The 22879-nt window shown below is 66.1% G+C and carries 20 protein-coding genes; 9 read left to right on the plus strand and 11 right to left on the minus strand.

Annotated elements, in window-relative coordinates; all coding sequences use genetic code 11:
* Positions 1–24: 24 nt before the first annotated feature.
* From ubiB to KPL81_RS04980, 9 genes are all read right to left on the minus strand, one after another.
* Entirely contained in the window at positions 25–1647 is a 1623-nt protein-coding gene (gene ubiB, locus KPL81_RS04940) for a ubiquinone biosynthesis regulatory protein kinase UbiB (RefSeq protein WP_219791364.1), read from the minus strand.
* Positions 1647–2285, minus strand: coding sequence for a ubiquinone biosynthesis accessory factor UbiJ (locus KPL81_RS04945; protein ID WP_209475994.1), 639 nt, complete (start codon positions 2283–2285; stop codon positions 1647–1649). The genes ubiB and KPL81_RS04945 overlap by 1 nt, the downstream gene beginning before the upstream one ends.
* Before the next feature lie 7 nt (positions 2286–2292).
* Positions 2293–3060 (minus strand): bifunctional demethylmenaquinone methyltransferase/2-methoxy-6-polyprenyl-1,4-benzoquinol methylase UbiE, encoded by a 768-nt coding sequence (ubiE, locus tag KPL81_RS04950; RefSeq protein WP_219790907.1) that lies wholly within the window; start codon positions 3058–3060, stop codon positions 2293–2295.
* A 98-nt stretch (positions 3061–3158) separates the two neighbouring features.
* Entirely contained in the window at positions 3159–3542 is a 384-nt protein-coding gene (locus tag KPL81_RS04955) for a gamma-butyrobetaine hydroxylase family protein (RefSeq protein WP_219790908.1), read from the minus strand.
* 192 nt (positions 3543–3734) lie between these two features.
* Positions 3735–5057, minus strand: a complete 1323-nt coding sequence (hslU, locus tag KPL81_RS04960) for an ATP-dependent protease ATPase subunit HslU (RefSeq protein WP_219790909.1) — start codon at positions 5055–5057, stop codon at positions 3735–3737.
* Positions 5058–5068: 11 nt separating this feature from the next.
* Entirely contained in the window at positions 5069–5587 is a 519-nt protein-coding gene (gene hslV / locus KPL81_RS04965) for an ATP-dependent protease subunit HslV (protein ID WP_209476002.1), read from the minus strand.
* A 157-nt stretch (positions 5588–5744) separates the two neighbouring features.
* Positions 5745–6470 (minus strand): SPOR domain-containing protein, encoded by a 726-nt coding sequence (locus KPL81_RS04970; protein WP_219790910.1) that lies wholly within the window; start codon positions 6468–6470, stop codon positions 5745–5747.
* A 3-nt stretch (positions 6471–6473) separates the two neighbouring features.
* A complete protein-coding gene (gene argS / locus KPL81_RS04975) occupies positions 6474–8159 on the minus strand; it encodes an arginine--tRNA ligase (protein WP_219790911.1) in 1686 nt (561 codons plus the stop codon).
* A gap of 138 nt (positions 8160–8297) precedes the next feature.
* Positions 8298–10535 carry a primosomal protein N' gene (locus KPL81_RS04980; RefSeq protein ID WP_219790912.1) on the minus strand — a complete coding sequence of 746 codons (2238 nt, stop codon included), beginning with the start codon at positions 10533–10535 and terminating at the stop codon, positions 8298–8300.
* 184 nt (positions 10536–10719) lie between these two features.
* Here KPL81_RS04980 and rpmE point away from each other — a divergent pair, with 184 nt between their 5' ends.
* The gene (rpmE, locus tag KPL81_RS04985) at positions 10720–10935 is read left to right on the plus strand and encodes a 50S ribosomal protein L31 (RefSeq protein ID WP_111412913.1); all 216 of its coding nucleotides are present in this window, start codon (positions 10720–10722) and stop codon (positions 10933–10935) included.
* Between the two features lie 254 nt (positions 10936–11189).
* Positions 11190–12461: a malic enzyme-like NAD(P)-binding protein gene (locus tag KPL81_RS04990; RefSeq protein WP_209476010.1), complete on the plus strand. Its 1272-nt coding sequence runs from the start codon at positions 11190–11192 to the stop codon at positions 12459–12461.
* 81 nt (positions 12462–12542) lie between these two features.
* On the opposite strand, the gene KPL81_RS04995 is transcribed toward KPL81_RS04990, so the two are convergent.
* Together KPL81_RS04995 and KPL81_RS05000 are read right to left on the minus strand one after the other, a co-directional pair.
* Entirely contained in the window at positions 12543–13289 is a 747-nt protein-coding gene (locus KPL81_RS04995) for a DUF481 domain-containing protein (RefSeq protein ID WP_219790913.1), read from the minus strand.
* Positions 13290–13417: 128 nt separating this feature from the next.
* Complete coding sequence (locus KPL81_RS05000) at positions 13418–15943, minus strand: penicillin-binding protein 1A (RefSeq protein ID WP_219790914.1); 2526 nt, start codon at positions 15941–15943, stop codon at positions 13418–13420.
* A gap of 276 nt (positions 15944–16219) precedes the next feature.
* Here KPL81_RS05000 and pilM point away from each other — a divergent pair, with 276 nt between their 5' ends.
* From pilM to aroB, 7 genes are read left to right on the plus strand one after another with little or no spacing between them, the layout of a single operon-like run.
* Complete coding sequence (gene pilM / locus KPL81_RS05005) at positions 16220–17281, plus strand: type IV pilus assembly protein PilM (protein ID WP_219790915.1); 1062 nt, start codon at positions 16220–16222, stop codon at positions 17279–17281.
* Complete coding sequence (locus KPL81_RS05010; RefSeq protein ID WP_219790916.1) at positions 17278–17853, plus strand: PilN domain-containing protein; 576 nt, start codon at positions 17278–17280, stop codon at positions 17851–17853. Before pilM ends, KPL81_RS05010 begins: the two co-directional genes overlap by 4 nt.
* The gene (locus KPL81_RS05015; protein WP_219790917.1) at positions 17850–18476 is read left to right on the plus strand and encodes a type IV pilus inner membrane component PilO; all 627 of its coding nucleotides are present in this window, start codon (positions 17850–17852) and stop codon (positions 18474–18476) included. The genes KPL81_RS05010 and KPL81_RS05015 overlap by 4 nt, the downstream gene beginning before the upstream one ends.
* The gene (locus KPL81_RS05020) at positions 18473–18997 is read left to right on the plus strand and encodes a pilus assembly protein PilP (protein ID WP_219790918.1); all 525 of its coding nucleotides are present in this window, start codon (positions 18473–18475) and stop codon (positions 18995–18997) included. The genes KPL81_RS05015 and KPL81_RS05020 overlap by 4 nt, the downstream gene beginning before the upstream one ends.
* Positions 18998–19053: 56 nt before the next feature.
* Complete coding sequence (locus tag KPL81_RS05025) at positions 19054–21177, plus strand: type IV pilus secretin PilQ (protein ID WP_219790919.1); 2124 nt, start codon at positions 19054–19056, stop codon at positions 21175–21177.
* On the plus strand, positions 21177–21719 hold the full coding sequence (gene aroK, locus KPL81_RS05030) for a shikimate kinase AroK (protein ID WP_219790920.1): 543 nt from the start codon (positions 21177–21179) through the stop codon (positions 21717–21719). Before KPL81_RS05025 ends, aroK begins: the two co-directional genes overlap by 1 nt.
* 2 nt (positions 21720–21721) lie before the next feature.
* Positions 21722–22834 (plus strand): 3-dehydroquinate synthase, encoded by a 1113-nt coding sequence (gene aroB, locus KPL81_RS05035; RefSeq protein WP_219790921.1) that lies wholly within the window; start codon positions 21722–21724, stop codon positions 22832–22834.
* Positions 22835–22879: the final 45 nt, after the last annotated feature.

Consider the following 22879-nt stretch of genomic DNA (forward strand, 5'->3'; position numbering starts at 1 on the left):
GGCTCCGGTTGAGGTGGATCAAGTTCACTGCCAGGCCAGCAGTACCAGGCCCAGCCCGGCCAGCAGCAGTACCGGCCAGGGCTGGCTCGCGGCCCAGTCGGTCAGCGGTTGCCAGGCCAACGCCACACCGGCCAGCAGCAGCCCCAGGCGCAGGCGGCGTCCACTGCGCCGGCTTTCGCCCAGCTGCTGCTGGATGCCACCGAGTGCCTGAGCCTGACGGCGGCGCTGGCGATGCTCATGCTCGATGCGGCTGAGCGCCTGATGGGCCACGGAAGGCAGCTCGGGCAGTTGACGCGACAGCTCCGGCGCCTGGCGCTTGAGCGACTCCCACAGACCCACCGCACCGGCGCGCTCATGCATCCAGCGCTCCAGATAGGGCTTGGCGGTGCTCCACAGATCGAGGTCGGGGTAGAGCTGGCGTCCCAGGCCCTCGATGTTGAGCAGGGTCTTCTGCAGCAGCACCAACTGCGGCTGCACCTCCATGTTGAAGCGTCGTGCGGTCTGGAACAGGCCCAGCAGCACCTGACCGAAGGAGATGTCCTTGAGCGGCTTCTCCAGAATCGGTTCGCACACCGTGCGAATGGCAGCAGCAAACTCGTTGGCACGGGTGTCTTCGCCGACCCAACCCGACTCGATATGCAGCGCGGCGACTTCGTAGTAGTCCTGACGGAAGAAGGCGAGCAGATTGCGTGCCAGGTAGTCCTGGTCCTCGCGTGTCAGGCTGCCGACGATGCCGCAGTCGATGGCGATGTACTGGGGATCGTGAGGGTGTTCGCGGGCGACGAAGATATTGCCCGGATGCATGTCGGCGTGGAAGAAGTTGTCGCGGAACACCTGGGTGAAGAAAATCTCCACGCCGCGTTCGGCAAGGCGCTTGAGGTCGGTACCCTGGGCACGCAGCGCGGCGATGTCGGCTACCGGGATGCCATGGATTCGCTCCTGCACCATGACCCGGCGGCGGGTGTGTGACCAATGCACCGTGGGCACGTGGAGCAGCGGCGAATCCTTGAAGTTACGCTTGAGCTGCGAGGTGTTGGCGGCTTCCTTGTGCAGGTCGAGCTCGTCGAAAAGGGTGGCTTCGTAGTCGCGCACCACTTCCACCGGGCGCAGCCGGCGCGCCTCGGGCAGCAGGGTCAGCAGACCGGCCACCCGGTACATCAGTGCCATGTCCTGACGCATCACCCGGTCGATGGCGGGGCGGATGATCTTGACCACAACGTCTTCACCGCTATGCAGGCGAGCGGCATGCACCTGGGCGATGGAGGCCGATGCCAGCGACTCCGGCTCGAAATGGGCAAAGGCGACGTCGAGAGGCATGCGCAGCTCGGCCTCGACCAGCGCCTTCGCTTCTTCGCCGGGAAAAGGCGGTACCTGATCTTGCAGGCGTCTGAGCTCATCGGCGACCTCCTCGGGCAGCAGGTCGCGGCGGGTGGAGAGTAACTGGCCGAACTTGACGAAGATCGGGCCCAGCGACTCCAGCGCCAGGCGCAGGCGCTCGCCGCCCGTCCGTCGACCCACCGGCACCAGGCGCAGCGGCGAGAGCAGGAAGGCCAGGCGCAGCCACCAGGGCAGCCGTTGAAGCGGTAGCAGGGTATCGAGGCGGTAGCGGGTGATCACCCAGATGATGCGCAGCAGGCGGAGCCCCATCATGACGCGGCCTCGCGTTCCAATCGGCGGCGCAGCCTGGCCAGGCGGGCCTCGAGGCGGTCAGTGGCTATCTCCAGCTCGGTGAGATGGTCGCGCAGGTTCTCCAGTTGCCGGCGTCCGGGAAGCAAGCGCGCCTCCTCGAACACATACTCGGCGATGTCGGCGCGCATCTCCTCCTGGGCACGCAGGCCCCAGCGGGCCAGGCTGCGCAGCCCTTCGGCGAGACTGTGGGCGGGTACGTCGCCCAGCCAGCGGGCCAGCTCCGCTTCCCAGTCGATATCGAGGTCGAGAAACAGGTCGCGCACCTCCTCGAGCAGGTGCACGCGGCCGCGCACGGCCAGGCGCCCACGAAACATCAGTCGCTCCATCGATTCGCCGCCGAGCAGCTCGCCCAGCGCTTCGGTATCGAGCTCGACGACGGTATCGGCAGCGCTCTCGTCGGGCTCGTCCTGGCGCATCAGGTCGACACCGTGCGGGTGGAAGCTCAGCAGCAGCGTCAGGGCAGGGCGCTCCAGTCGCAGCAGCAGCCGGCTGCCTGACAGCCGGGCCAGACGTGAGGGCGCAGCCAGGTCTCGTGCGAGCAGGGCATTGAGCGTGCGTTCGATGCCGGCCAGCAGCAGGGGCGGGGTCAGCGACATTACGACCTCAGAGCTTGATGCCGCGATGCAGGGCGACGATGCCCCCGGTGAGATTGGTGTATTCGACCCGCTCCAGCCCCGCTGTCTCCATCATTGCCTTGAGCGTCTCCTGGTCGGGATGCATGCGTATCGACTCGGCCAGGTAACGGTAGCTGTCGGCGTCGCCAGCTACCATCTGACCCATCACGGGCAGCAGACGGAAGGAGTACTCGTCGTAGGCGCGGGTCAGCACGGGGTTGTTCGGCTTGGAGAATTCCAGCACCAGCAGGCGACCGCCGGGCTTGAGCACTCGCGTCATTGAGCGCAGCGCGGCGTCCTTGTCGGTGACGTTGCGCAGGCCGAAGGCGATGGTGATGCAGTCGAAGCTGTTATCGGGGAAGGGCAGGCACTCGGCATTGGCCTGCACGTATTCGACGTTGCCACCGACGCCGTTGTCGAGCAGCTTGTCGCGGCCGACCCGCAGCATCGATTCATTGATGTCGGCCAGTACCACTCGACCGCGAGGCCCGACCAGACGCGAGAACTTGAGCGTCAAATCCCCGGTGCCACCGGCAATGTCGAGCACGCTGTGGCCGGGGCGCACACCGGCGCGCTCGATCGTGAGCCGTTTCCACAGCCGGTGGATGCCCAGTGACATGAGGTCGTTCATGACGTCGTAACGTGCCGCCACGGAGTGGAAGACGTCGGCCACGCGTGAGGCCTTTTCCGCTATCGGCACCTCCTGGTAGCCGAAATGGGTGGTGCGCTGCTCCCCTGGGGTGGAGTGAGGGCTCATGCGAAAGGGCTCCCGAATCGCTGCGGAAAGGTGAGGCGGGCCTCGTTCAGGGCCACATTGTAGCCTTCGGCAACGGTGCTTGTCTTGACGCCCGTCTCCTACAGCTGCTTGATTTCGATGCCCAACGGCTCGCGGCTGGCGCCGGCCTTCTCCAGTCGCGCGAGATAGTCGGCCCAGTAGGCCTCGCGGTTCTGGATCAGCTCGTGAAGGTAGTCCCAGCTGTAGATGCCGCTGTCGTGGCCGTCGTCGAAGACAAGTTTGACGGCATAGCGGCCCACCGGCTCGATGTTCTTCAGGCCGACGTCCTTCTTGCCCACCTGCAGCACGGCCTGGCTGGGATGGTGGCCGCGCACCTCGGCGGAGGGGGAGTAGACCCGCAGGTACTCCACCGCCAGGCGATGGCTCTCGCCGTCGGGGTAGCTGAGCTCCAGCTCGCGGGCCTTCTTGTGGTAGTGGATCTTGCTGGGGATGGGGGCGGTCATGCAGGACTCCGCTTGCATTGGTGAAGCGCAGCTGGCCGGCGACAGGCACCCGGGGTGCCGTACCATCGCGGAGGGGCTGTGAACCCATCCTTGGGCGCTACATTCGCCATCCCTGGCGAATGAGCTCCGCTTCGACCTGTCCCCGGCGCTGCACTCATGTAGGCCTTTGCTGCCGCGAGGTGCAGCCCACGATTAAAGAATATACCGCGACAGATCCTCGTCCATCGCCAGCTCGCCGAGCTGGGAGTCGACGTAGGCGGCGTCGATTGCCAGCGGGCTGCCGAGGTCGGCGCCCTTGAACGAGGCCTCTTCCAGCAGTCGCTCCATTACCGTATGCAGGCGCCGTGCGCCGATATTCTCGGTGCCTTCGTTGACCTTCCAGGCGATCTCGGCGATGCGCTCGATACCGTCCTCGGTGAAGTCGATGTCGAGCCCCTCGGTGGCCAGCAGCGCCTTGTACTGCTTGGTCAGCGCGGCGGAGGGCTCGGTGAGGATGCGCTTGAAGTCCTCCGGGGTCAGCGCTTCGAGCTCGACCCGGATCGGCAGGCGGCCCTGCAGTTCGGGGATCAGGTCGGAGGGGCGTGACAGGTGGAAAGCACCGGAGGCGATGAACAGGATGTGGTCGGTCTTGACCATGCCGTACTTGGTCGAGACGGTCGAGCCCTCGATCAGCGGCAGCAGGTCACGCTGCACGCCCTCGCGGGAAACCTCGCCACCGCTGGACTGGCCGCCGCCCTTGGCCACCTTGTCGATCTCGTCGAGGAAGACGATACCGTTCTGCTCCACCGCGTCGATGGCGCGATGCTTGATCTCCTCTTCGTTGACCAGCTTGGCGGCCTCTTCGTCACGCAGCAGGGCGAAGGCATCCTTGACCTTGACCCGGCGGGTCTCGGTCTTCTGGCGGCCCATGTTGGAGAACAGGCTCTGCAGCTGGCTGGTCATCTCCTCCATGCCTGGCGGCGTCATGATATCGATGCCCGGCCCCTGGGGGGTGATCTCGATGTCGATTTCCTTGTCGTCGAGATCGCCCTCGCGCAGTTTCTTGCGGAAGGTCTGGCGCGTCGAGCTGTCGGCGCGAGGGCTGTCCTCCTGGCCGCGGGGCGGCGGCAGCAGGGCGTCGAGGATGCGATCCTCGGCGGCATCCTCGGCGCGATGGCGCACTTCGTCCTTGGCCTGTTCGCGCACCAGCTTGATCGCGGCCTCGGTGAGATCGCGGATGATCGATTCGACGTCGCGGCCGACATAGCCCACCTCGGTGAACTTGGTCGCCTCGACCTTGATGAAGGGCGCACGGGCAAGCTTGGCCAGGCGCCGGGCAATCTCGGTCTTGCCCACCCCGGTGGGGCCGATCATGAGGATGTTCTTGGGCGTGACCTCGGGACGCAGGTCATCGTCGAGCTGCATGCGCCGCCAGCGATTGCGCAGGGCGATGGCGACGGCACGCTTGGCATCCTGCTGGCCGACGATGAACTGATCCAGGGCGTGGACGATCTCGCGGGGGGTCATCTGGGACATGAGGGCGGCCTTCAGAGCGTTTCGAGGGTGACGTGATGGTTGGTGAACACGCAGATGTCACCGGCGATCTCGAGCGATTTCTCGGTAATTTCCTGGGCCGAGAGGTCGGTGTTTTCCAGCAGTGCACGCGCCGCGGCCAGGGCGAAGTTGCCGCCCGAGCCGATGGCGATGATGCCGCGCTCCGGCTCCACCACGTCACCATTGCCGGTGATGATCAAAGAGGCGTTCTTGTCGGCCACGGCGAGCAGCGCCTCGAGCCGGCGCAGGGCGCGATCGGTGCGCCAGTCCTTGGCCAGCTCCACGGCCGCCTTGACCAGGTTGCCCTGGTACTTCTCCAACTGCGCCTCGAAGCGCTCGAACAAAGTGAAGGCATCGGCGGTGCCGCCGGCGAAACCCGCCAGTACCTGGCCGCGATAGAGGCGACGCACCTTGCTGGCGTTGCCCTTCATCACGGTGTTGCCCAGCGATACCTGGCCGTCGCCGGCCAGGGCCACCTGGTCACCGCGGCGCACGGAAACGATCGTGGTCATGGAGAGTAACTCCGTAACGGGGAGCCGGGGCTCCCGGTGACTTTCGGTCCCCGGCTGGCCGGGGACCGTGAAAGAGCATCCAGGGTAGGTGCGGGCGGCTGGGGGGGAATTCAAGCGCCATCGGCTATGTGGTCCTGTTGCCCGCCGCCAGTTCGGCTCAGTTGGTGGCGCGGTGGCGCAGCGGGGTTATGCCCTGGGTCACCATCAGATCCTCGGCGCGGTTGAGCTCACGGGTATCGTCATAGGGGCCGACCATGACCCGGTGCCAGGTCTCGCCGTCGGCGGCCTGTACCTGGCTGACCTGGGCCATCAGGCTCAGGTTGCGCAGGCGCTGGCGCAACTGCTCGGCGTCCTCGGGCTGGCGGAACGATGCCGCCTGCAGCATGTAGCGCGTGCCCGCCGGTGCCGCCGCCTCGCTGGCCGGTGTGGCATTTACTTCCTCACGCAAGTTGGCGGCAATCACCTGCGCGATGGGGTCGTCGGTGGACGCCTGCTCGGCAGCGGCGTCGTTGTCATCGGCTGGCGGTGGCTCGACCGCCAGCTCCGGCGGCGAGGCAGTCGAGGCGACGTCTTTGGGGGCCACGACTTCCTCAGGCAGCAGGGTATAGAACTCGAAGGTGGGCATGGGAGGGTCGCGCGGCTCGACGGTCGGCGTGGGTTCGCTCACTTCGGTTGGCGTGCGCGGGATCAGCTTGGCCAAGGGCGAGTCGCTGCCCGCCTGCCAAGGCGCGGTGCCGTGCTGATGTTGAGCCAGCAGAAAGCCTGCGATGACGCCACCCAGGCCCCATAGCCAACCGGGCAGGCGGAAGCCTTGGCGCCGGGCAGGAGCGCGCTTGCGGCTGGTAGTGGCGCCACGCTTGCTGGGCGTACGACGGGCGGCCATGGATCACATCTCCTCGGGGGCGCCGACGCCCAGCAGGTCGAGGCCGTTGCGCAGCACCTGACGCGTGGCCAGGCCCAGGGCCAGCCGGGCGTTGCGCAGCTCGTCATCGTCGACCATGACCTTCACCGCGTTGTAGCAGGAGTGGAACTCGGCGGCGAGGTCGAGCAGATACTGGGCGACCTGCTGCGGCTCTCGTGATGCGGCGGCGTGGTCGACGACCTCGGGGAAGCGCGCCAGGCGGTTCATTACCGCCTTCTCCTGGTCCGCGTCGAGCTTCGCCAGGCTGACCATCGCCAGGTCATGGTCGAAGCCGAGTCCCTGGGCCTCGGCCTTGCGCAGCATGCTGCATACCCGGGCATGGGCGTACTGCACGTAGTAGACGGGATTGTCGTTGGATTGCGAGCGTGCCAGGTCGATGTCGAAGGTGAGCTGCGAATCGGCACGCCGCGCGGCGAGGAAGAAGCGCGTGGCATCGCGCCCCACCTCGTCGATCAGGTCGCGCACGGTAACGTAGCTGCCGGCGCGCTTGGAAAGCTTCACCTCCACGCCGGAGCGGGTCACCATGACCATCTGGTGCAGCACGTAGTCGGGCCAGCCCCGGGGAATACCGGCTTCCAGCGCCTGCAGCCCGGCGCGCACTCGGGTCACCGTGGAGTGGTGGTCGGCCCCTTGCTCGTTGATCACGGTCGTGAAGCCGCGCTGCCACTTGTTCAGGTGGTAGGCCACGTCGGGCAGGAAGTAGGTATAGCTGCCATCGGACTTGCGCATCACCCGGTCCTTGTCGTCGCCGAAGTCGGTGGTGCGCAACCACAGGGCGCCGTCCTGCTCGTAGGTGTGGCCCTTCTCGATCAGCCGCTCGACCGCCTCCTCGACCTTGCCTTCACGGTAAAGCGAGGATTCCAGGAAATAGACGTCGAACGAGACGCCGAAGGCCTTGAGATCGAGATCCTGCTCGCGGCGCAGCCAGGCCACGGCAAATTCGCGGATGGCATCGAGGTCGTCGGGGTCGGCCTTGGCGATGACGTGACGGTCGTCGGCGTGGACCGTCTCGCCGGCCAGGTAATCGTTAGCTACCTCGATGATGTAGTCGCCGCGGTAGCCGTCTGCGGGCCAGGCGTCGTCATCGGGCGTGAGGCCCTTGGCGCGGGCCTGCACGGACAGCGCCAGGTTGGCGATCTGGGCGCCGGCGTCGTTGTAGTAGAACTCGCGAGTCACATCGAAGCCGGTGGCTTCGAGCAGCCGGCTGATACAGTCGCCAATGGCGGCACCACGCCCATGGCCGACGTGCAGCGGCCCGGTGGGGTTGGCGGAGACGAACTCGACCTGGACCTTCTGGCCGCGTCCGGCCAGGCTGCGGCCGAAAGTATCGCCGGCGTCGAGCACCTGGCGTACGACCTGAGCCGCGGCATCGGTGGCGGCGAAGAAGTTGATAAAGCCGGGGCCAGCGATCTCCACCTTTTCCACGGCGTCGCTTGCGGGCAGTGCCGCGATCAGCGCCTCGGCCAGATCGCGCGGTTTCCGGCCGGCCGGCTTGGCCAACAGGAGCGCCAGGTTGCTGGCGTAGTCGCCATGGGCCTTGTCCTTGGTCGGGTCGACCTTGATGGTCGGCTCGATATCGGCGGGCAGCGTGCCTTGCTGCTTGAGCGTATCGAGGGCGTTCTCGAGCAGGGAGATGATCGTCTCTTTCATGAAGCGGTTATGTCCTGTTGCGACGGGCGCACGAGGTGATGACGAAGCCAGAGGCACTCGCGAAGGGCGCGGCCACGATGAAAATGGGGCTGGTCGACCATTATCGGCAATTGTGCAGCGGCTTTAAAGGCCGCACGTTCAGCTGAGTGACTGCGGGTCGACGTCCAGCGACCAGCGCACCCGGCGCGCCTCGGGCGACGCCTCGAGCCAGACGGTGAGTCGGGCACAGGCGGCATGCAGCTGGCTGCGCCGGCCGGCGCTGAGCAGCAGGTGGACATGGTAGCGGTTCTGACGCCGCTCCATGGGGGCCGGCACCGGTCCCAGGCAGCTCACGTCGGGGGCGTGCTCGGCGACCCACTGACGCATCAGCAAGGCCGCTTCGCGGCCGAGTGAGGTGGCCGCTTCCTCGCGCGGGCTTTCCAGGCGCAGTAGGGCGAGGTGGCGGAAGGGCGGCAGCGCGGCGGCGCGACGCTCGGCCAGCAGTTGGCCGGCCAGGGCGTCGTAGCCGTGCTCGGCGAGCAGGCGCAGGTGTGGGTCATCGGTGTGCAGGGTCTGCACCAGCACCCGACCGGGATGTGCGGCGCGGCCGGCGCGACCGGCAACCTGGGTGAGCAGCTGGGCGCTGTGCTCCAGGGCTCGGAAGTCGCTGGCATAGAGCCCGGCGTCGGCGTTGACCACGACCACCAGCGTGACGTGGGGCAGGTGGTGTCCCTTGGCCAGCATCTGGGTTCCGACCAGCAGGCAGGGGGCACCGCGCCTCACCTCGCCGAGGGTCTGCTCGAAGGCATCGCGTCGCCGCGTGCTGTCGCGATCGATACGGTGAACCGGTACCTTGGGAAAGAGCGCCGCCAGGGTCTCTTCGGTGCGCTCGGTACCGCTGCCCAGTGGGCGCAGGTCGGCGCTGCCGCACTCGGGGCAGGCATCCGGCACCGGGCGGTGCTTGTCGCAGTGATGGCAGGCCAGCATCGGTGGCTGGCGATGCAGCGTCATGTGCGCGTCGCAGGCGTCACAGTCGGCCAGCCAGCCGCAGGTGTGACAGGCCAGCGTCGGCGCGAAACCGCGGCGGTTGATGAACACCAGCACCTGGTGTCCGGCCGCGAGCGTCTCGCGAATCGCCTCGATCGTCGGCGGGATCAGGCCACCCTGGCGCTGACGGCCGCGCAGGTCGATCAGCTCCAGCCGGGCCGGGGCGTAGCGGCTGGCGCGGCGGGTCAGGCGCAGGTGCCGGTAGTTGCCGCGCTCGGCATGGTAGAGGCTCTCCAGTGACGGTGTGGCGCTACCCAGCACCAGCGGGATGTCGTGGTGCTTGGCGCGGGCCACGGCCAGGTCGCGAGCGTGGTAGCGTAGCCCGTCCTGCTGCTTGAACGAGCCGTCATGCTCCTCGTCGACGATGATCGCGCCGGGCCGTGCCAGCGGCACGAAGATTGCCGAGCGGGTGCCGATGACGATGGGCGCGCGGCCGCTGGCCACTGCTTCCCAGGCGTCGAGGCGCTCGTTGTCGGTGAGTCCCGAGTGCAGTGCCACCACCGCTACCCGGAAGCGACTGCGAAAACGTGCCAGGGTCTGCGGCGTCAGGCCGATCTCCGGCACCAGCAGCAGCGCCTGGCGTCCGCGAGCGACTACCGCCTCGATCAACTGCAGATATACTTCGGTCTTGCCGCTGCCGGTGACGCCATGCAGCAGGCAGGGGTGAAAGGCATCGAAGCGCTCATGAATCGCCGCCAGTGCCGTGGCTTGCTCGCGGTTGAGCGGTAGCGCCGGCTCGGCCAGCAGCTGGGTCGTGGCGGGCGCGGCGCCGGCGAGCGGTATCTCGTGCCGCTCGGCCAGCGCTTTCTCCACCAGCGAAAGCAGTTGGTCGCGAGTAAAGCCCTGGGCCACGATCGCCTGGGTGGGCAGTCCATGGGGGTGTTGGCGCAGCATGGACAGCAGCTCGGCCTGGCGTGGCGCTCGCTTCAGGCGCGCATCGCCATCACGGCTGGCGGCCAGGGCCCGCCAGTGCTCGCGTTGGCGTCCGGCCAGCGGGCGACCCTGGCGCAGCAGCACGGGCATCGCCTGATGCAGGGTGTCACCCAGAGAATGCTGATAGTAGCGCGCGGTGAAGCGGCACAGCCACAGCCAGTCCTCGGGCAGCGGCTCGGCGTCCAGCCAGGCCTCCACCGGTTTCAGCCGGTCCAGGGGGTAGTCGCTGCGGTTGTCGCACGCCATCACCACGCCGACCACCTGGCGGCGTCCGAAGGGCACTCGAACGCGCAAGCCTGCCTGCCAGCCGCCGGGGGGCGCTTCGCGGCACGGGCGGTAATCGAACAGGCGCCTCAGGGGCGTGGGCACCGCCACGCGCAGCACGCGAGGCGGAGGCGAAGAGGGGGAATCGAGCAATTGGCCTCCGGCGTCGGCTCTGCTAGAATATCCGGCCGTCGTGGCACCTGGCTTTCCGAGAAGCAGGCCTGGCGGCTACCGGTTGGTTGAACGACTAATGTTGAACGAGTAGCGACGACAGACAACCCGTATGCGGTGCCTGGCAATGGATCAGGTGGCGGCATACCGCTCCATGAGGCTCAAGATGAAACAAGGTATTCACCCGGATTACAAGATGGTCACCGCGACCTGTTCCTGCGGCGCGACCTTCGAGGTCGGCACTACTGCCGGCCATGACCTGTCACTGGACGTCTGCTCCCAGTGCCATCCTTTCTACACCGGCAAGCAGAAGCAGGCGACCACCGGCGGCCGCGTCGAGCGTTTCAACAAGCGTTTCGGTGCCGCCATCAAGCGTGGCTGATTCGCCCTGCTACGGCGATACGCCTCGAAAACCCGCCTTCACGGCGGGTTTTCTCGTTTTGGGGCAAGGGAAGATGCCGCTGGGTGATAAGGAAAGGGTTATGGTTGCGGTGTCTGGTATAAGTTGCAGTAAATGGTGGCGATTGTTCGCGAACGAGCGTTCAAAAGCGGCGAATGGTGCGCTTGTTGAGTAGTGGAAGCTTTTTCTATATTGTAGAGGCCCTTACCCAAAAGTATGGATACCGGACTCTCAGCATGACAGACGCCAAGAAGCAGGCAGCGCTGGACTATCACGCCAAGCCCATCCCCGGAAAGCTCTCCGTGGAACTGACCAAGCCCACCGCTACCGCTCGTGATCTCTCCCTGGCCTACAGTCCTGGTGTCGCCGAGCCGGTGCGCGAGATCGCTCGAGATCCGGAGAACGCCTATCGCTACACCGGCAAGGGCAACCTGGTGGCGGTGATCTCCGACGGCAGCGCGATTCTCGGCCTGGGCAACCTGGGGCCGCTGGCCAGCAAGCCGGTGATGGAAGGCAAGGGCGTGCTGTTCAAATGCTTTGCCGGCATCAACTCGGTGGATGTCGAGGTCAATGCCGAGAGTCCGCAGGCCTTCATCGATACCGTGGCGCGCATCGCCGACACTTGGGGCGGCATCAACCTCGAGGACATCAAGGCCCCTGAGTGCTTCGAGATCGAGCAGGCGCTGATCGAGCAGTGCAGTATTCCCGTGTTCCACGACGATCAGCACGGCACCGCCATCGTCACCGCGGCCGGCATGCTCAATGCGCTGGAGATCGCCGGCAAACGCCTGGAGGAGGCCAAGATCGTCTGCTTGGGTGCCGGCGCGGCGGCGATCGCCTGCATGAAGCTGCTGGTTTCCTGCGGGGCTCGCTCCGAGAATCTGATAATGCTCGATCGTCGCGGCGTGATCCATGCCGGCCGTGAGGGGCTCAACCCCTACAAGGCGGTCTTCGCGGTGGACACCGACAAGCGCACGCTGGACGATGCCATCGAGGGCGCCGATGTGTTCATCGGCCTTTCCGGTCCCAACCTGATGACCGCCGAGCACATGCGCAAGATGGCGCCGAACCCCATCGTCTTTGCCTGTACTAACCCCGATCCGGAGATTCATCCAGACGTGGCACGCGAGGCGCGCCCCGACGTGATCATGGCCACCGGTCGCTCCGATTACCCCAACCAGGTCAACAACGTGCTGGGCTTCCCGTTCATCTTCCGCGGGGCGCTGGACGTGCGTGCCACGCGCATCAACGAAGAGATGAAAGTGGCGGCGGTGCATGCGCTCAAGGACCTGGCTCGCGAGCCGGTCCCCCAGGCGGTGCTCGACGCCTATGAGCGCGATCACATGGCGTTCGGCCCCGAGTACATCATCCCCACGCCGGTCGACGTGCGGCTGCTGGAGCGGATCCCGGCGGCGGTGGCCCAGGCCGCGGTGGATTCCGGGGTGGCGCGTCGTCCCTACCCGGCGCACTATCCGCTGAAGACCGTGGATGACGTCTACGGCGGCTGACGCTGGAACGTGCAACGACTGACGCAGCAGTACGCCGGCCTTCGGGCCGGCGTACTGCATGTTGGGCGTATTGAGGTGGGTTTACCAGCTGTAGAGCAGGGTCACGTTGCTGGTGTGGTCGGTATTCGCATCCGCCGTCTCGGGTGGGCTGGAGTTGTGCTTGATCTCGTGAGAGAGGCGCAGCGAGAGCCGCGAGTTGAGCTTGGCGGTGAGTGACGATACCGACCGCGACGTGGTGTTCTTGTCGGTCGCTTCCACCGACATCTCCTGGCGCAGATGAGAGTAGTCGGAGAAGGTCCATTGATAGTCCAGGGCGCTGTAGATCACGCCGAGGCTGTCGCTTCCGCCGTCCTCGAACTGATCGTGGCGGAATCCCGGTCCTCCCTCGAGCGAGAGGCGATGTCGGCCGGTGTCGATGACGTCGCGCCCGTAGCCGCCGATGGTGGTGATCTGCTGGTCGTAGCCACTGAAGCGGTCCTTCTCCCAGCGAGCGAAGCCGAACAGATAGTGCGGCCCGCTGAAGTCGTAGCGTTCCCGACCCGAGAGCAGATATTGTTCGGCGCTGGTCTCGCCATCGCGGGCCACGTTGCGTACCTCGGCGCGCAGCGTGTGGGTCAAGCTCCCCGTCAGCCAGGTCAGGCGGCTCTTGCCGATCAGGGTCTGGCTATTGGTGTTTCCGGAGAGGTGAGTGTAGCCGAGCTCGGCTTCGCCGCTGAAGGTGGGGCTGTCCTCTTCGGGTTGCGGAGGCGCATAGAAGACACTGTTGGCAAGGGCGGTGCCCGGCAATAGCGTCAGGCCAATGAAACACCATGGTAGAAGGCGTGGCATAGCAACGAACCTGTCCTGTTGTCCCGGTAACGGACCGCCTGGGTGAGCGGCTGTATGACGGTTGGCAAGACGGTGGGCGGCGTCCCTGCCGCCCTCGCACATACACTCCGTTAGAAAAGTGCTTTCGTTCAGAAGATTGCTTCGTAGCTGCCGGTACCCTGCGAGCCGCTGCGTTGCTCGATCTCCTGCTCGATCCGGCGCGGCTCCATGTCGGGCAGGTGATCGGGATGAAATATTTCAGTGATCCCCCCGGCTTGGCCATCGGCCAGGCGTCGCCCGGTCTGCTCGTCGATGCGTGCCCTGACCAGCTCCTCGGGCTCTTCGGGCAACGCCTCGGGACGCCCCTCCAACGCGCTGCCCATGAAGTCGATCCAGATGGGCAGGGCGGCATTGCCGCCATACTCGGCAATCGACTCGTTATCGTCCTTGCCGACCCATACGGTAGCGACCAGATCGTCGTTGTAGCCGGCGAACCAGGCGTCGCGGAAGCCGTTGGTGGTACCGGTCTTGCCCACCACGTCGCTGCGATTGAGCGACAGTGCGGCGCGTCCAGTGCCGCTCTCGATCACGTCGCGCAGCATGTCGCGCAGAATATAGACGGCCGTCGGGTCGGCGACCCGGGGCGCCACATCGTAGCGCTGGCCGTCGATTTCGACCTCGGTCTGACCCTCGCGACAGTCGCGGCAGGCGATGGCGGGGCGGGCTTCACTGATGATCTGATCGTCGCTGCCGCGGGTGACGCGCTCGATGAACCAGGGGGAGACCTGGAAGCCGCCGTTGGCCAATACGGCATAGGCGTTGGTCATCTCCAGAGGCGTCAGGTCGGCACTGCCAAGCGCCAGTGACAGGCCCCGCGGTAGCCGGCTGGGGCTGAAGCCGAAGCCCTCCAGGTACTCGATGGTGTTGTCGAGACCAAGGGTCTGCAGGATGCGGATCGTCACCAGGTTGCGTGAACGTGCCAGCGCCACGCGTAGCCGGGTCGGGCCGAGGAAGTCGCCGCTGGAGTTCACCGGTCGCCAGACCTCGTCGCTGCCGTCCTGCATCACCACCGGCGCGTCGTTGACCACCGAGGAGGCGGTCATCAGGCCGGTGTCGAGAGCGGCGAGATAGACGAAGGGCTTGAAGATCGAGCCCGACTGACGCTGCGCCTGGACGGCACGGTTGAACTTGCTGGCATTGAAACTGAAGCCGCCCTGCAGTGCCAGAATCGCGCCGTTGCTGGGGTTCATTACCACCAGCGAACCCTCGGCGTCGGGGCGCTGGGAGAGACGCCAGCTGCCGTCGTCGCGTTGCAGGATGCGCACCAGGTCGCCGGTATCGGCGATCTCGGCGGCGGAGCTTGGCTCGGCGCCGCGTGCCCGCGGGCTGCGGTACTCGCGTGCCCAGGAGAGGCCATCCCAGCCCAGGGTGACGAGTTCGCCTTCCCGGCTCAGCACGCGCATCTCGCGCTCCTGGCTCTCGACCACGATGGCGGGCTGCAGGGGGCCGAAGCCGGGCGTGCGCTCGAGTACGCGCAGCCAGTTGCTGACGTCGCCCTCGATGCCCTCGATGCGCGTCTGGCTGCGCTGCGCGGCCTGGCGGGCGGTCTGCATGATTTCGGGGGACTCGTCGAGCTCCTCTTCCAGGCCGCGGCGTTCGGTGCGCTCCTGGGCCTCGGCCAGGCTGGCGGGAATTTCGCGCTCCTCCGGCCCGCGCCAGCCGTGGCGGGTATCATAATCGATCAGACCGCGGGCCAGGGCCTCGCGGGCAAAGGGCTGCAGGTCGCTGTCTAGCGTGGTGTGGATGCGGTAGCCGCCGGTGTAGGCCTCTTCGCCGAAGCGCTCTATGGCGTACTGGCGTGCCATCTCCGCCACGTAATCGGCATCTACCTCAACCTGCGCCACGTAGCGACGGGCAGTGGTGGGCTCCTGCACGGCGGCCTCGTAGGTGGCCTGGTCGATGTAGCCGAGCTCGCGCATGCGGTAGAGGATCCAGTTGCGGCGGATCAACGAGCGCTCGGGGTTGGCCAGCGGGTTGAACGACGACGGCGCCTTGGGCAGCCCGGCGATCATCGCCTTCTGCGCCAGCGACAGCTCGTCGAGTGGCTTGTTGTAGTAGACCTCCGCGGCGGCGGCGATGCCGTAGGCACGGTGGCCGAGGAAGATCTTGTTGACGTAGAGCTCGAGGATCTCCTCTTTCGACAGGATGGTCTCCATCTCCAGTGCCAGCAGGATCTCGCGGATCTTGCGGGTGAAGGTTCGATCCAGCGTCAGCAGGTAGTTGCGCGCCACCTGCATGGTAATGGTGGAGCCGCCCGACTGGATGTCGCCGCTGGCGACCAGCTCCAGGGCGGCGCGCGCCAGGCCCTTGGGATCGACCCCACGATGATCGAAGAAGGAGGCATCCTCGGCGGCCAGCAGGGCCTGGAGGAAGTCCTCGGGAATCTCGTCGAAGGTGACCGGCATGCGGCGTTCCTCGCCGTACTCGCCGATCAGTTTGCCATCACGGGTGAAGATGCGCAGCGGGGTATGCAGTTCGAAATCCTGCAGCTGGCGAACGTCGGGCAGGCCCGGCGAGAAATAGAGGGCTGCGCCGGCCACGCTGAGCAGGGCCGCGGCGAATAGCGAGACCAGTAACCAGAAGGCCGAAAGAACCAGAGTCTTTATCCACTTCATGAAAAGGCGTTATCCGTGGTGAGAGCAGGAAGGGGATGGCGATGAAAGTGTGCCTTCATTGGCGTGGGGGCCATTATAGAGAACCTGAGCCGTTCGCCACCAGCGTTGAGACTCCGCCCCGTCCAACTTTGTGTGCAGTGACGAATTATCATGTAACCTCGTTCCTAGTAATGCGGGTATGATCGTTCTCAGCCTTCGCGCTCCGGTGCACAAGGCATACAAGAGCGGGATGATAACTAGCGACTATCGCGATGGCTTACGCAAGGGCAACGATTGATGCGACTCAGGCCCTCCGGCAAGGGGTTGATCGGTGTCGATATCACCTCGGCAACGGTCAAGCTGATCGAGCTCAAGCGAGTGGGCTCCCATTACCAGATCGAAAGCTATGCCGTCAGGCCGCTGCGCGAAGGTGCCGTGGTCGAGCGACGCATTCGCGATATGGGCGAAGTGGCCGATGCGCTGCGCCGCGCGGTCGAGAGTGCCAAACCCTCCTCTCGGCTGGCTGCGGCCGCGGTGCCGGCCAGCGCCGCCATCACCAAGACCCTGACGCTACCCGCTTCGCTCAACGATGACGAGATCGAAGCGCGTATTCAACTCGAATCAGACAAGCACATTCCGTTTCCGTTCAGCGAGGTCGCCTTCGATTTCCAGCGGTTGGGACTCAATGCCCGCTACGGTGATCAGCAGGACGTGTTGCTGGTGGCGTGCCGCCAGCAGGATGTCGTCCAGCTCACCGATGCCCTGCACCAGTCCGGGCTTTCGCCGGCGGCGGTGGACGTCGAGACTTTCGCCATGGAGCGCGCCTTCGGCGAGCTACGCCAACAGCTGCCGCCGGCCGCCGGCGATGACGACTGCGTGGCGCTGGTCGACATCGGGGCCACCATGAATGCCTTTCACGTGCTGCGCGGTGGGCGCATTGTCTACAGTCGCGACACTGTCTTCGGCGGGCGCCAGCTTACCGAGGAGATACGGACGCGCTATGGCCTGACGCTGGAAGAGGCCGGCCTGGCCAAGAAGCGCGGCGGTTTGCCGGAGGATTACCGGACCAGCGTGCTCGAGCCTTTCATCGATACCCTGGTCCAGCAGGTCGGACGCTCGCTGCAGCTCTATTACACCGCGGGTCGCAAGCAGGAGGTGCGGCGCATGGTGCTGGCCGGTGGCTCCAGCGTCATCCCCGGCCTTGCCGAGCGGCTCGCCCGTGAGAGTGCGATGCAGGTGGTGATCGCCAACCCCTTCCTGCGCATGAGGATAAATTCGCGTATCGACGTCCAGACGCTGGCCAGCGATGCGCCGGCCATGGTCACCGCCTGCGGCCTCGCCATGAGGTCCCCGTCATGACCATCGAAATCAACCTGCTGGGCTGGCGTGAGCAGCAACGGGCTCGCCGCAGTCGCCGCTTCTATCTGGCCCTGGCGTTCATGGCTGTGCTCGGTGGGGCAGGTGGCCTGGGTTTGACCTATCACTACGACGCGGCACTGGACGCCCAGCGCGAGCGCAATGCACATATACAGGCGCGCATGCAGCAGCTCGATGGTGATATCCGTTCGATCGGCGAGTATGAAGCCATACGCGAGCGCATGATCGGTCAGGTCCAGGTGTTCGGTGATCTGCAGCAGGGGCGTGCGCAGACGGTCGAGGTCTTTCGTGACCTCACGCTGAGCCTGGTCGACGGGGTGCACTACGTTCAGCTGAGTCGCCAGGGCGACCAGCTGCGCCTGACCGGGCGCGCCGAGAGCAATCACCGTGTCTCGGAGCAGATGCGCGCGCTGCAGACAGCGCCGGCCTTCTCCGAGCCGGTGCTGTCGGAAGTGGAGTCCGACGGCGGTGCGCGGCGACGCTTCAGTCTCGGCGTGACGCAGCTCGCCAACGGCATGCCGCCTCCGGGGGATGAAGAGGAGGGCGGGCCATGAACCTGCGTGCCGAGATACGCCGCCTACGCGAAGTTGACTGGCGTGGGCTGGACCTGAAGGAGTCCGGCGCCTGGCCGCTGCTGCTGCAATGGCTGTGCTGCCTGCTGGTCCTTGGCGTGACCTTTGCCGGTACCTACTGGTACCTGGCAGGCCCCAAGGCGGCCGAGCTCGAGCGCGCCGCAGCGGAGGAGGAGCGGCTTCTGCTCGACTATCGCAATCGCGCCGCACAGGCCGCTCGCCTGCCCGACATGCTCGAGCAACTGGCCCAGCTCGAGTCGCGCATGGACGAACTCATGGCGATGCTGCCCTCCGGCGCGGAGATTCCCTCGCTGATCGACAGCATCAGCGAGAGCGCCCTCAACCATCACCTGAGCATCGACTTCATTCGCTTGCGCAGCACCGTCGAGCGTGATTTCTACATCGAGCGTCCGTTCGACATCCAGGTGGAGGGAGAGTACCACCATATCGCCGGCTTCCTGGCCAGCGTGGCGGCGCTGCCGCGAATCGTCACGCTGCATGATTTCATCCTGGCGCCGGTGGAGGGCAGCGATCGCCTGCGGCTGTCGATGCTGGCGCGAACATACAGCTACCGTGCCCAGGCCGATGAGGAGGCGACGCCATGAAGCAAGCGTCGGTGGCGCTCACGGTCGGCCTGCTGCTGGTGGGCTGTGCCGATCCCCGTCTGGGCGAACTGGACCGGCGGCTGAGCGATATCCGCGCCAATCCGGGCGCGCCGCGAGTGCTGGAGATGCCGGAGGTGCCCCGCTACGAGTCGGTACCCTACGAGGCCAGCGATCATCGCAGTCCTTTCCGCCCCCAGTTGCCGGAGCCGGAACAGGCGCCTGCAGGCGATAGCGACCTGACGCCCGACTTCGAGCGGCAGCGGGAGCCGCTCGAGGCATACGACCTCGAGGCGCTGAGTCTGGTGGGCATCCTGACCATGAGGGGGCAGACCCATGCCTTGGTCAGGGAGCCCGAGGGCGAGGTGCACCGCCTGCGCACCGGCAACTACCTGGGTCGCAATCATGGTCGCATCGTCAGCATCACCGATTCGACGGTACAGTTGGTTGAGCTGGTGCCCACTGGCGGGGGCGGCTGGATGGAGCGCACGACACGCATGGCATTGGAAGAGACGAAGCGCTGACAGCGTTCGCGGTCGCTCGTGGCAGGGCACTTGAAACAGGCAGGAGTAGGGCAACGATGAAACATGTGATTCGCACACTGACGATACTCTGCCTGGTGTTGGCGGCGATGCCTGCCCTGGCGGCCACCACGCTCACCGATCTGGACTTTCGCCAGGGCGAGCGAGGTGAGCTGCTGGTCGACCTGACCTTCAGCGGCGGCGTACCGGAAGTTCGTGGCTATCGGCTGGACGCGCCGGCGCGACTGACCATCGACCTGGTGGATACGACCAATGCATTGGAGCGACGCAACATCGACCTTGGGGTCGGCGGCGTCGAACAGGTCACCGCCTTGGAAGCCGGCTCGCGCACGCGTCTGGTCTTTAATATGGAAGGTCCGCTGCCCTACGATACCGTGCAGCAGGGCGACCGGTTGAGGCTGGCCATAGGTGGGGGCGCGTCCGTCTCGGCCACACCGGCGGCGAGCAGTACGCCGGCCGCATCTCCCCGGTCCGCAGCGGCCGCCACGGGTGCCAGTCCGACCATTACCGATATCGATTTTCGCCGCGGCCAGGAGGGAGCGGGGCGATTGATCGTCACCTTCGACCGTGCCGGCGTCGAGGCCCGGGTACGCGAGCCGGGCCGCCATCGCATCGTCGCCGAGCTCAGCGGTGTCGAACTGCCGGAGGCGCACAACCAGGTGCTCGATGTCAGCGACTTCGGCACACCGATACGCCGTATCACGCCGCGTGTCGGCCGCGACGGCGTCACTCTCGAGATAGAAGGCAGTGACGAATTCGCCATGCTATCCACCCAGAGCGGACGCCAGCTCACCATCGAGGCGCAACCGATCACCCCGCAGGAGCGCGAGCAGCGCGTACGCCAGCAGTTTCCCTACACCGGCGAGCGCATCACGCTCAATTTTCAGAACATCGAGGTGCGCTCGGTGCTGGCGATCATCGCCGACTTCACAGGGCTCAACCTGGTCGCCAGCGACAGCGTGACCGGCGAGGTGACCCTCAACCTTGAGGACGTGCCGTGGGACCAGGCGCTGGATCTGGTGCTCAAGAGCCATGGCCTGGCCAGTCGCCAGGAAGGCAATGTCATCGTCGTGGCGCCGGCCAGCGAGCTGGCCAATATCGAGCGTCAGCAGCTGGAGGCGCGGGCCCAGGCCGAGACGCTGGCGCCGCTGGTGTCGGAGTACGTTCAGGTCAAGTATGCGCGCGCGGAAGATCTGGCCCAGTTGCTGCGGGGCGGCGAGGGCTTCGGTCTGCTCTCGGAGCGTGGTCGGGTGGCGGTGGACGGGCGCACCAACACACTGCTGATTCAGGATACCGCCGATCAGATACAGGAGATTCTCGCCACGCTCGACCAGCTGGATGTCGCCGTGCGCCAGGTGCAAATCGAGGCGCGCATCGTCATCGCCCGCGACGGCGTGACCCAGGAACTCGGCGTCAACTGGGGGGCCTCAGGCGGTGGCAGCCGCTTCAACCTGGGCGGGGCCTCGACCGGCACGCCGATCGCCGGTTTCGGCGATGGCCTCACCGGCCAGCGCGATAGTCGCGGGCAATTCACCGGTGAGTTCGACGACCCCACCGGCAGCCGCTTCGAGCGCGGCGGGCTCGCGGTTGACCTGGGTAGTGCCAACCCCATGACCAGCTTCAGTTTCGGCTATCTCTCCGGCGACATCCTGCTCGACCTCGAGCTGCGCGCGCTGGAGAGCGAGAACAAGAGTCAGACGATTTCTCAGCCCCGCGTGATCACCGCCAACCAGCGCAAGGCGACCATCATCCAGGGCGAGGAGCGCGCCTTCCAGTCCATCGGCGAGGGCAATGTGCCGCAGACCGAGTTCAAGGAGGCCGAGCTGTCGCTCGAAGTGACGCCGCAGATCACGCCGGACAACCGCATCATCATGGATCTGGTGGTCAAGAACGACAGCTTCCGCGAGGCGGCGCCGGGCCAGGCGCCGCCCATCGACACCAACCGCATCGAGACCCAGGTGCTGGTCGACAATGGCGAGACGGTGGTGCTGGGCGGCATCCTCACCACCGAGCAGCTCAGCCGTCTGGCCAAGACGCCGTTCCTGGGGGACCTGCCTGTGCTGGGTAGGCTTTTCCGGTACAATGAGTCGAGCAACCAGAAAGTGGAGCTGCTGGTGTTCATCACTCCACGGATACTCGAGGACGGCCTGGCGATTCGCTGATGCAGGACTTGCCCAATTTGATACTGGTCGGCCCCATGGGGGCCGGCAAGAGCACCATCGGCCGCCTTCTGGCGGCCGAGCTTTCCCGCGACTTCTTAGACAGCGACCATGAGATTCAGGCCCGCTGCGGTGCCGACATTCCGTGGATTTTCGACGTCGAGGGCGAAGCGGGCTTTCGCCAGCGCGAGATGCAGATGATCGAGGAGCTGACCGCGCTCGAGGGCGTGGTGCTCGCCACCGGCGGAGGCGCGGTGCTGCGTGAGGAGAACCGCCGGCGGCTGCGCGAGCGGGGCACCGTGATCTATCTCTTCACCACCGTCGAGCAGCAGCTCAAGCGCGTGGCCAAGGATCGCAACCGCCCCCTGCTGCAGCGTCCTGACCGCGAGCAGGTGCTGCGTGAGATGTTCGAGCTGCGCGATCCGCTCTACCGTGCCACGGCCGATGTCGTGGTGCGTACCGACCGGCGCAGTCCACGCGGCGTGGTCAACGAGATCGTGCGTCGTGTGCAGCGAATCATCGACCCCCTACAAGCCAAGGCCTGACCATGTTCACGAGCGAACCCCAAGCGAGCCGGTGCCGCCTGCAGGTGGCGTTGGGCGAGCGCAGCTACCCCATCCATATCGGCACCGGCCTGCTGGGCGATTCCGCCTGCCTCGCGCCTTATCTGGCCGGGCGCCAGGTCATGGTCGTGACCAACGAGACGGTGGCGCCCCTGTACCTGGCTCGCCTGCGTGAAGGGCTGCCCGCCGATGCCGAGGTGCGCGAGCTGGTATTGCCCGACGGCGAGGCGACCAAGACCCTGGCCAGCGTCGGCCGCATCTGGGACGCGCTGCTGGAAGCCGGGTTCAATCGCCGCTGCACCCTGATCGCCCTGGGCGGCGGCGTGATAGGCGACATGGTCGGGTTCGCCGCTGCCTGTTACCAGCGCGGCGTCGCCTTCCTCCAGGTGCCTACCACGCTGCTCTCCCAGGTGGACTCCTCGGTAGGTGGCAAGACCGGCGTCAACCATCCGCTGGGCAAGAACATGATCGGTGCCTTCTGGCAGCCGCGGGCGGTGCTGATCGATACCGATACCCTGAAAACCCTGCCGGCAAGGGAGCTCTCGGCAGGGCTCGCCGAGGTGATCAAGTACGGCCTGATCCGCGACGCCGATTTCCTGGCCTGGCTGGAGGGTGAGATGACTGCGTTGAGAGCCCTTGAGCCCCAGGCGCTGGCCTGGGCTATCGAGCGCAGCTGCCAGCTCAAGGCTGAGATCGTCGCAGCGGATGAAACCGAGCAAGGCGTGCGAGCCCTGCTCAACTTGGGACACACCTTCGGTCACGCCATCGAAGCGCACCAAGGCTATGGCAAGTGGCTACACGGCGAGGCGGTGGGGGCGGGCATGCTGATGGCCGCCGAGCTGTCGCAACGTCTCGGCTGGCTGGCCGCAGCGGAGGTCGAGCGTATCGCCGCCATCATTGCCTCGGCCGGTCTACCGCTGGCGGCTCCCGCCGACATGGGGGTCGAGGATTTCCTCGTGCGGATGCGCCTGGACAAGAAGAACGTCGACTCGCGCCTGCGCCTTGTCCTGCTCGAGACCCCGGGCCGGGCGGTGATCCACGATGAAACCCCTCAGCCGCTGCTCGAGGAGCTGTTGGCGGCCTTTCCTCGCCGCTGACCGCATCTCGCTTCGCTCTTTTCGCTCTGGCCGGTACGACGCCCA

It is taken from the genome of Billgrantia antri, assembly GCF_019430905.1.
GTDB classification, from domain to species: Bacteria; Pseudomonadota; Gammaproteobacteria; order Pseudomonadales; family Halomonadaceae; genus Halomonas; species Halomonas antri.

Bases quoted from the DNA above. Each gene is read 5' to 3' on its own strand.
- ubiB (WP_219791364.1), bottom strand. From the start codon at position 1,647: ATGGGGCTCCGCCTGCTGCGCATCATCTGGGTGATCACCCGCTACCGC.
- KPL81_RS04945 (WP_209475994.1), bottom strand. From the start codon at position 2,285: ATGTCGCTGACCCCGCCCCTGCTGCTGGCCGGCATCGAACGCACGCTC.
- ubiE (WP_219790907.1), bottom strand. From the start codon at position 3,060: ATGAGCCCTCACTCCACCCCAGGGGAGCAGCGCACCACCCATTTCGGC.
- KPL81_RS04955 (WP_219790908.1), bottom strand. From the start codon at position 3,542: ATGACCGCCCCCATCCCCAGCAAGATCCACTACCACAAGAAGGCCCGC.
- hslU (WP_219790909.1), bottom strand. From the start codon at position 5,057: ATGTCCCAGATGACCCCCCGCGAGATCGTCCACGCCCTGGATCAGTTC.
- hslV (WP_209476002.1), bottom strand. From the start codon at position 5,587: ATGACCACGATCGTTTCCGTGCGCCGCGGTGACCAGGTGGCCCTGGCC.
- KPL81_RS04970 (WP_219790910.1), bottom strand. From the start codon at position 6,470: ATGGCCGCCCGTCGTACGCCCAGCAAGCGTGGCGCCACTACCAGCCGC.
- argS (WP_219790911.1), bottom strand. From the start codon at position 8,159: ATGAAAGAGACGATCATCTCCCTGCTCGAGAACGCCCTCGATACGCTC.
- rpmE (WP_111412913.1), top strand. From the start codon at position 10,720: ATGAAACAAGGTATTCACCCGGATTACAAGATGGTCACCGCGACCTGT.
- KPL81_RS04990 (WP_209476010.1), top strand. From the start codon at position 11,190: ATGACAGACGCCAAGAAGCAGGCAGCGCTGGACTATCACGCCAAGCCC.
- KPL81_RS04995 (WP_219790913.1), bottom strand. From the start codon at position 13,289: ATGCCACGCCTTCTACCATGGTGTTTCATTGGCCTGACGCTATTGCCG.
- KPL81_RS05000 (WP_219790914.1), bottom strand. From the start codon at position 15,943: ATGAAGTGGATAAAGACTCTGGTTCTTTCGGCCTTCTGGTTACTGGTC.
- pilM (WP_219790915.1), top strand. From the start codon at position 16,220: ATGCGACTCAGGCCCTCCGGCAAGGGGTTGATCGGTGTCGATATCACC.
- KPL81_RS05010 (WP_219790916.1), top strand. From the start codon at position 17,278: ATGACCATCGAAATCAACCTGCTGGGCTGGCGTGAGCAGCAACGGGCT.
- KPL81_RS05015 (WP_219790917.1), top strand. From the start codon at position 17,850: ATGAACCTGCGTGCCGAGATACGCCGCCTACGCGAAGTTGACTGGCGT.
- KPL81_RS05020 (WP_219790918.1), top strand. From the start codon at position 18,473: ATGAAGCAAGCGTCGGTGGCGCTCACGGTCGGCCTGCTGCTGGTGGGC.
- KPL81_RS05025 (WP_219790919.1), top strand. From the start codon at position 19,054: ATGAAACATGTGATTCGCACACTGACGATACTCTGCCTGGTGTTGGCG.
- aroK (WP_219790920.1), top strand. From the start codon at position 21,177: ATGCAGGACTTGCCCAATTTGATACTGGTCGGCCCCATGGGGGCCGGC.
- aroB (WP_219790921.1), top strand. From the start codon at position 21,722: ATGTTCACGAGCGAACCCCAAGCGAGCCGGTGCCGCCTGCAGGTGGCG.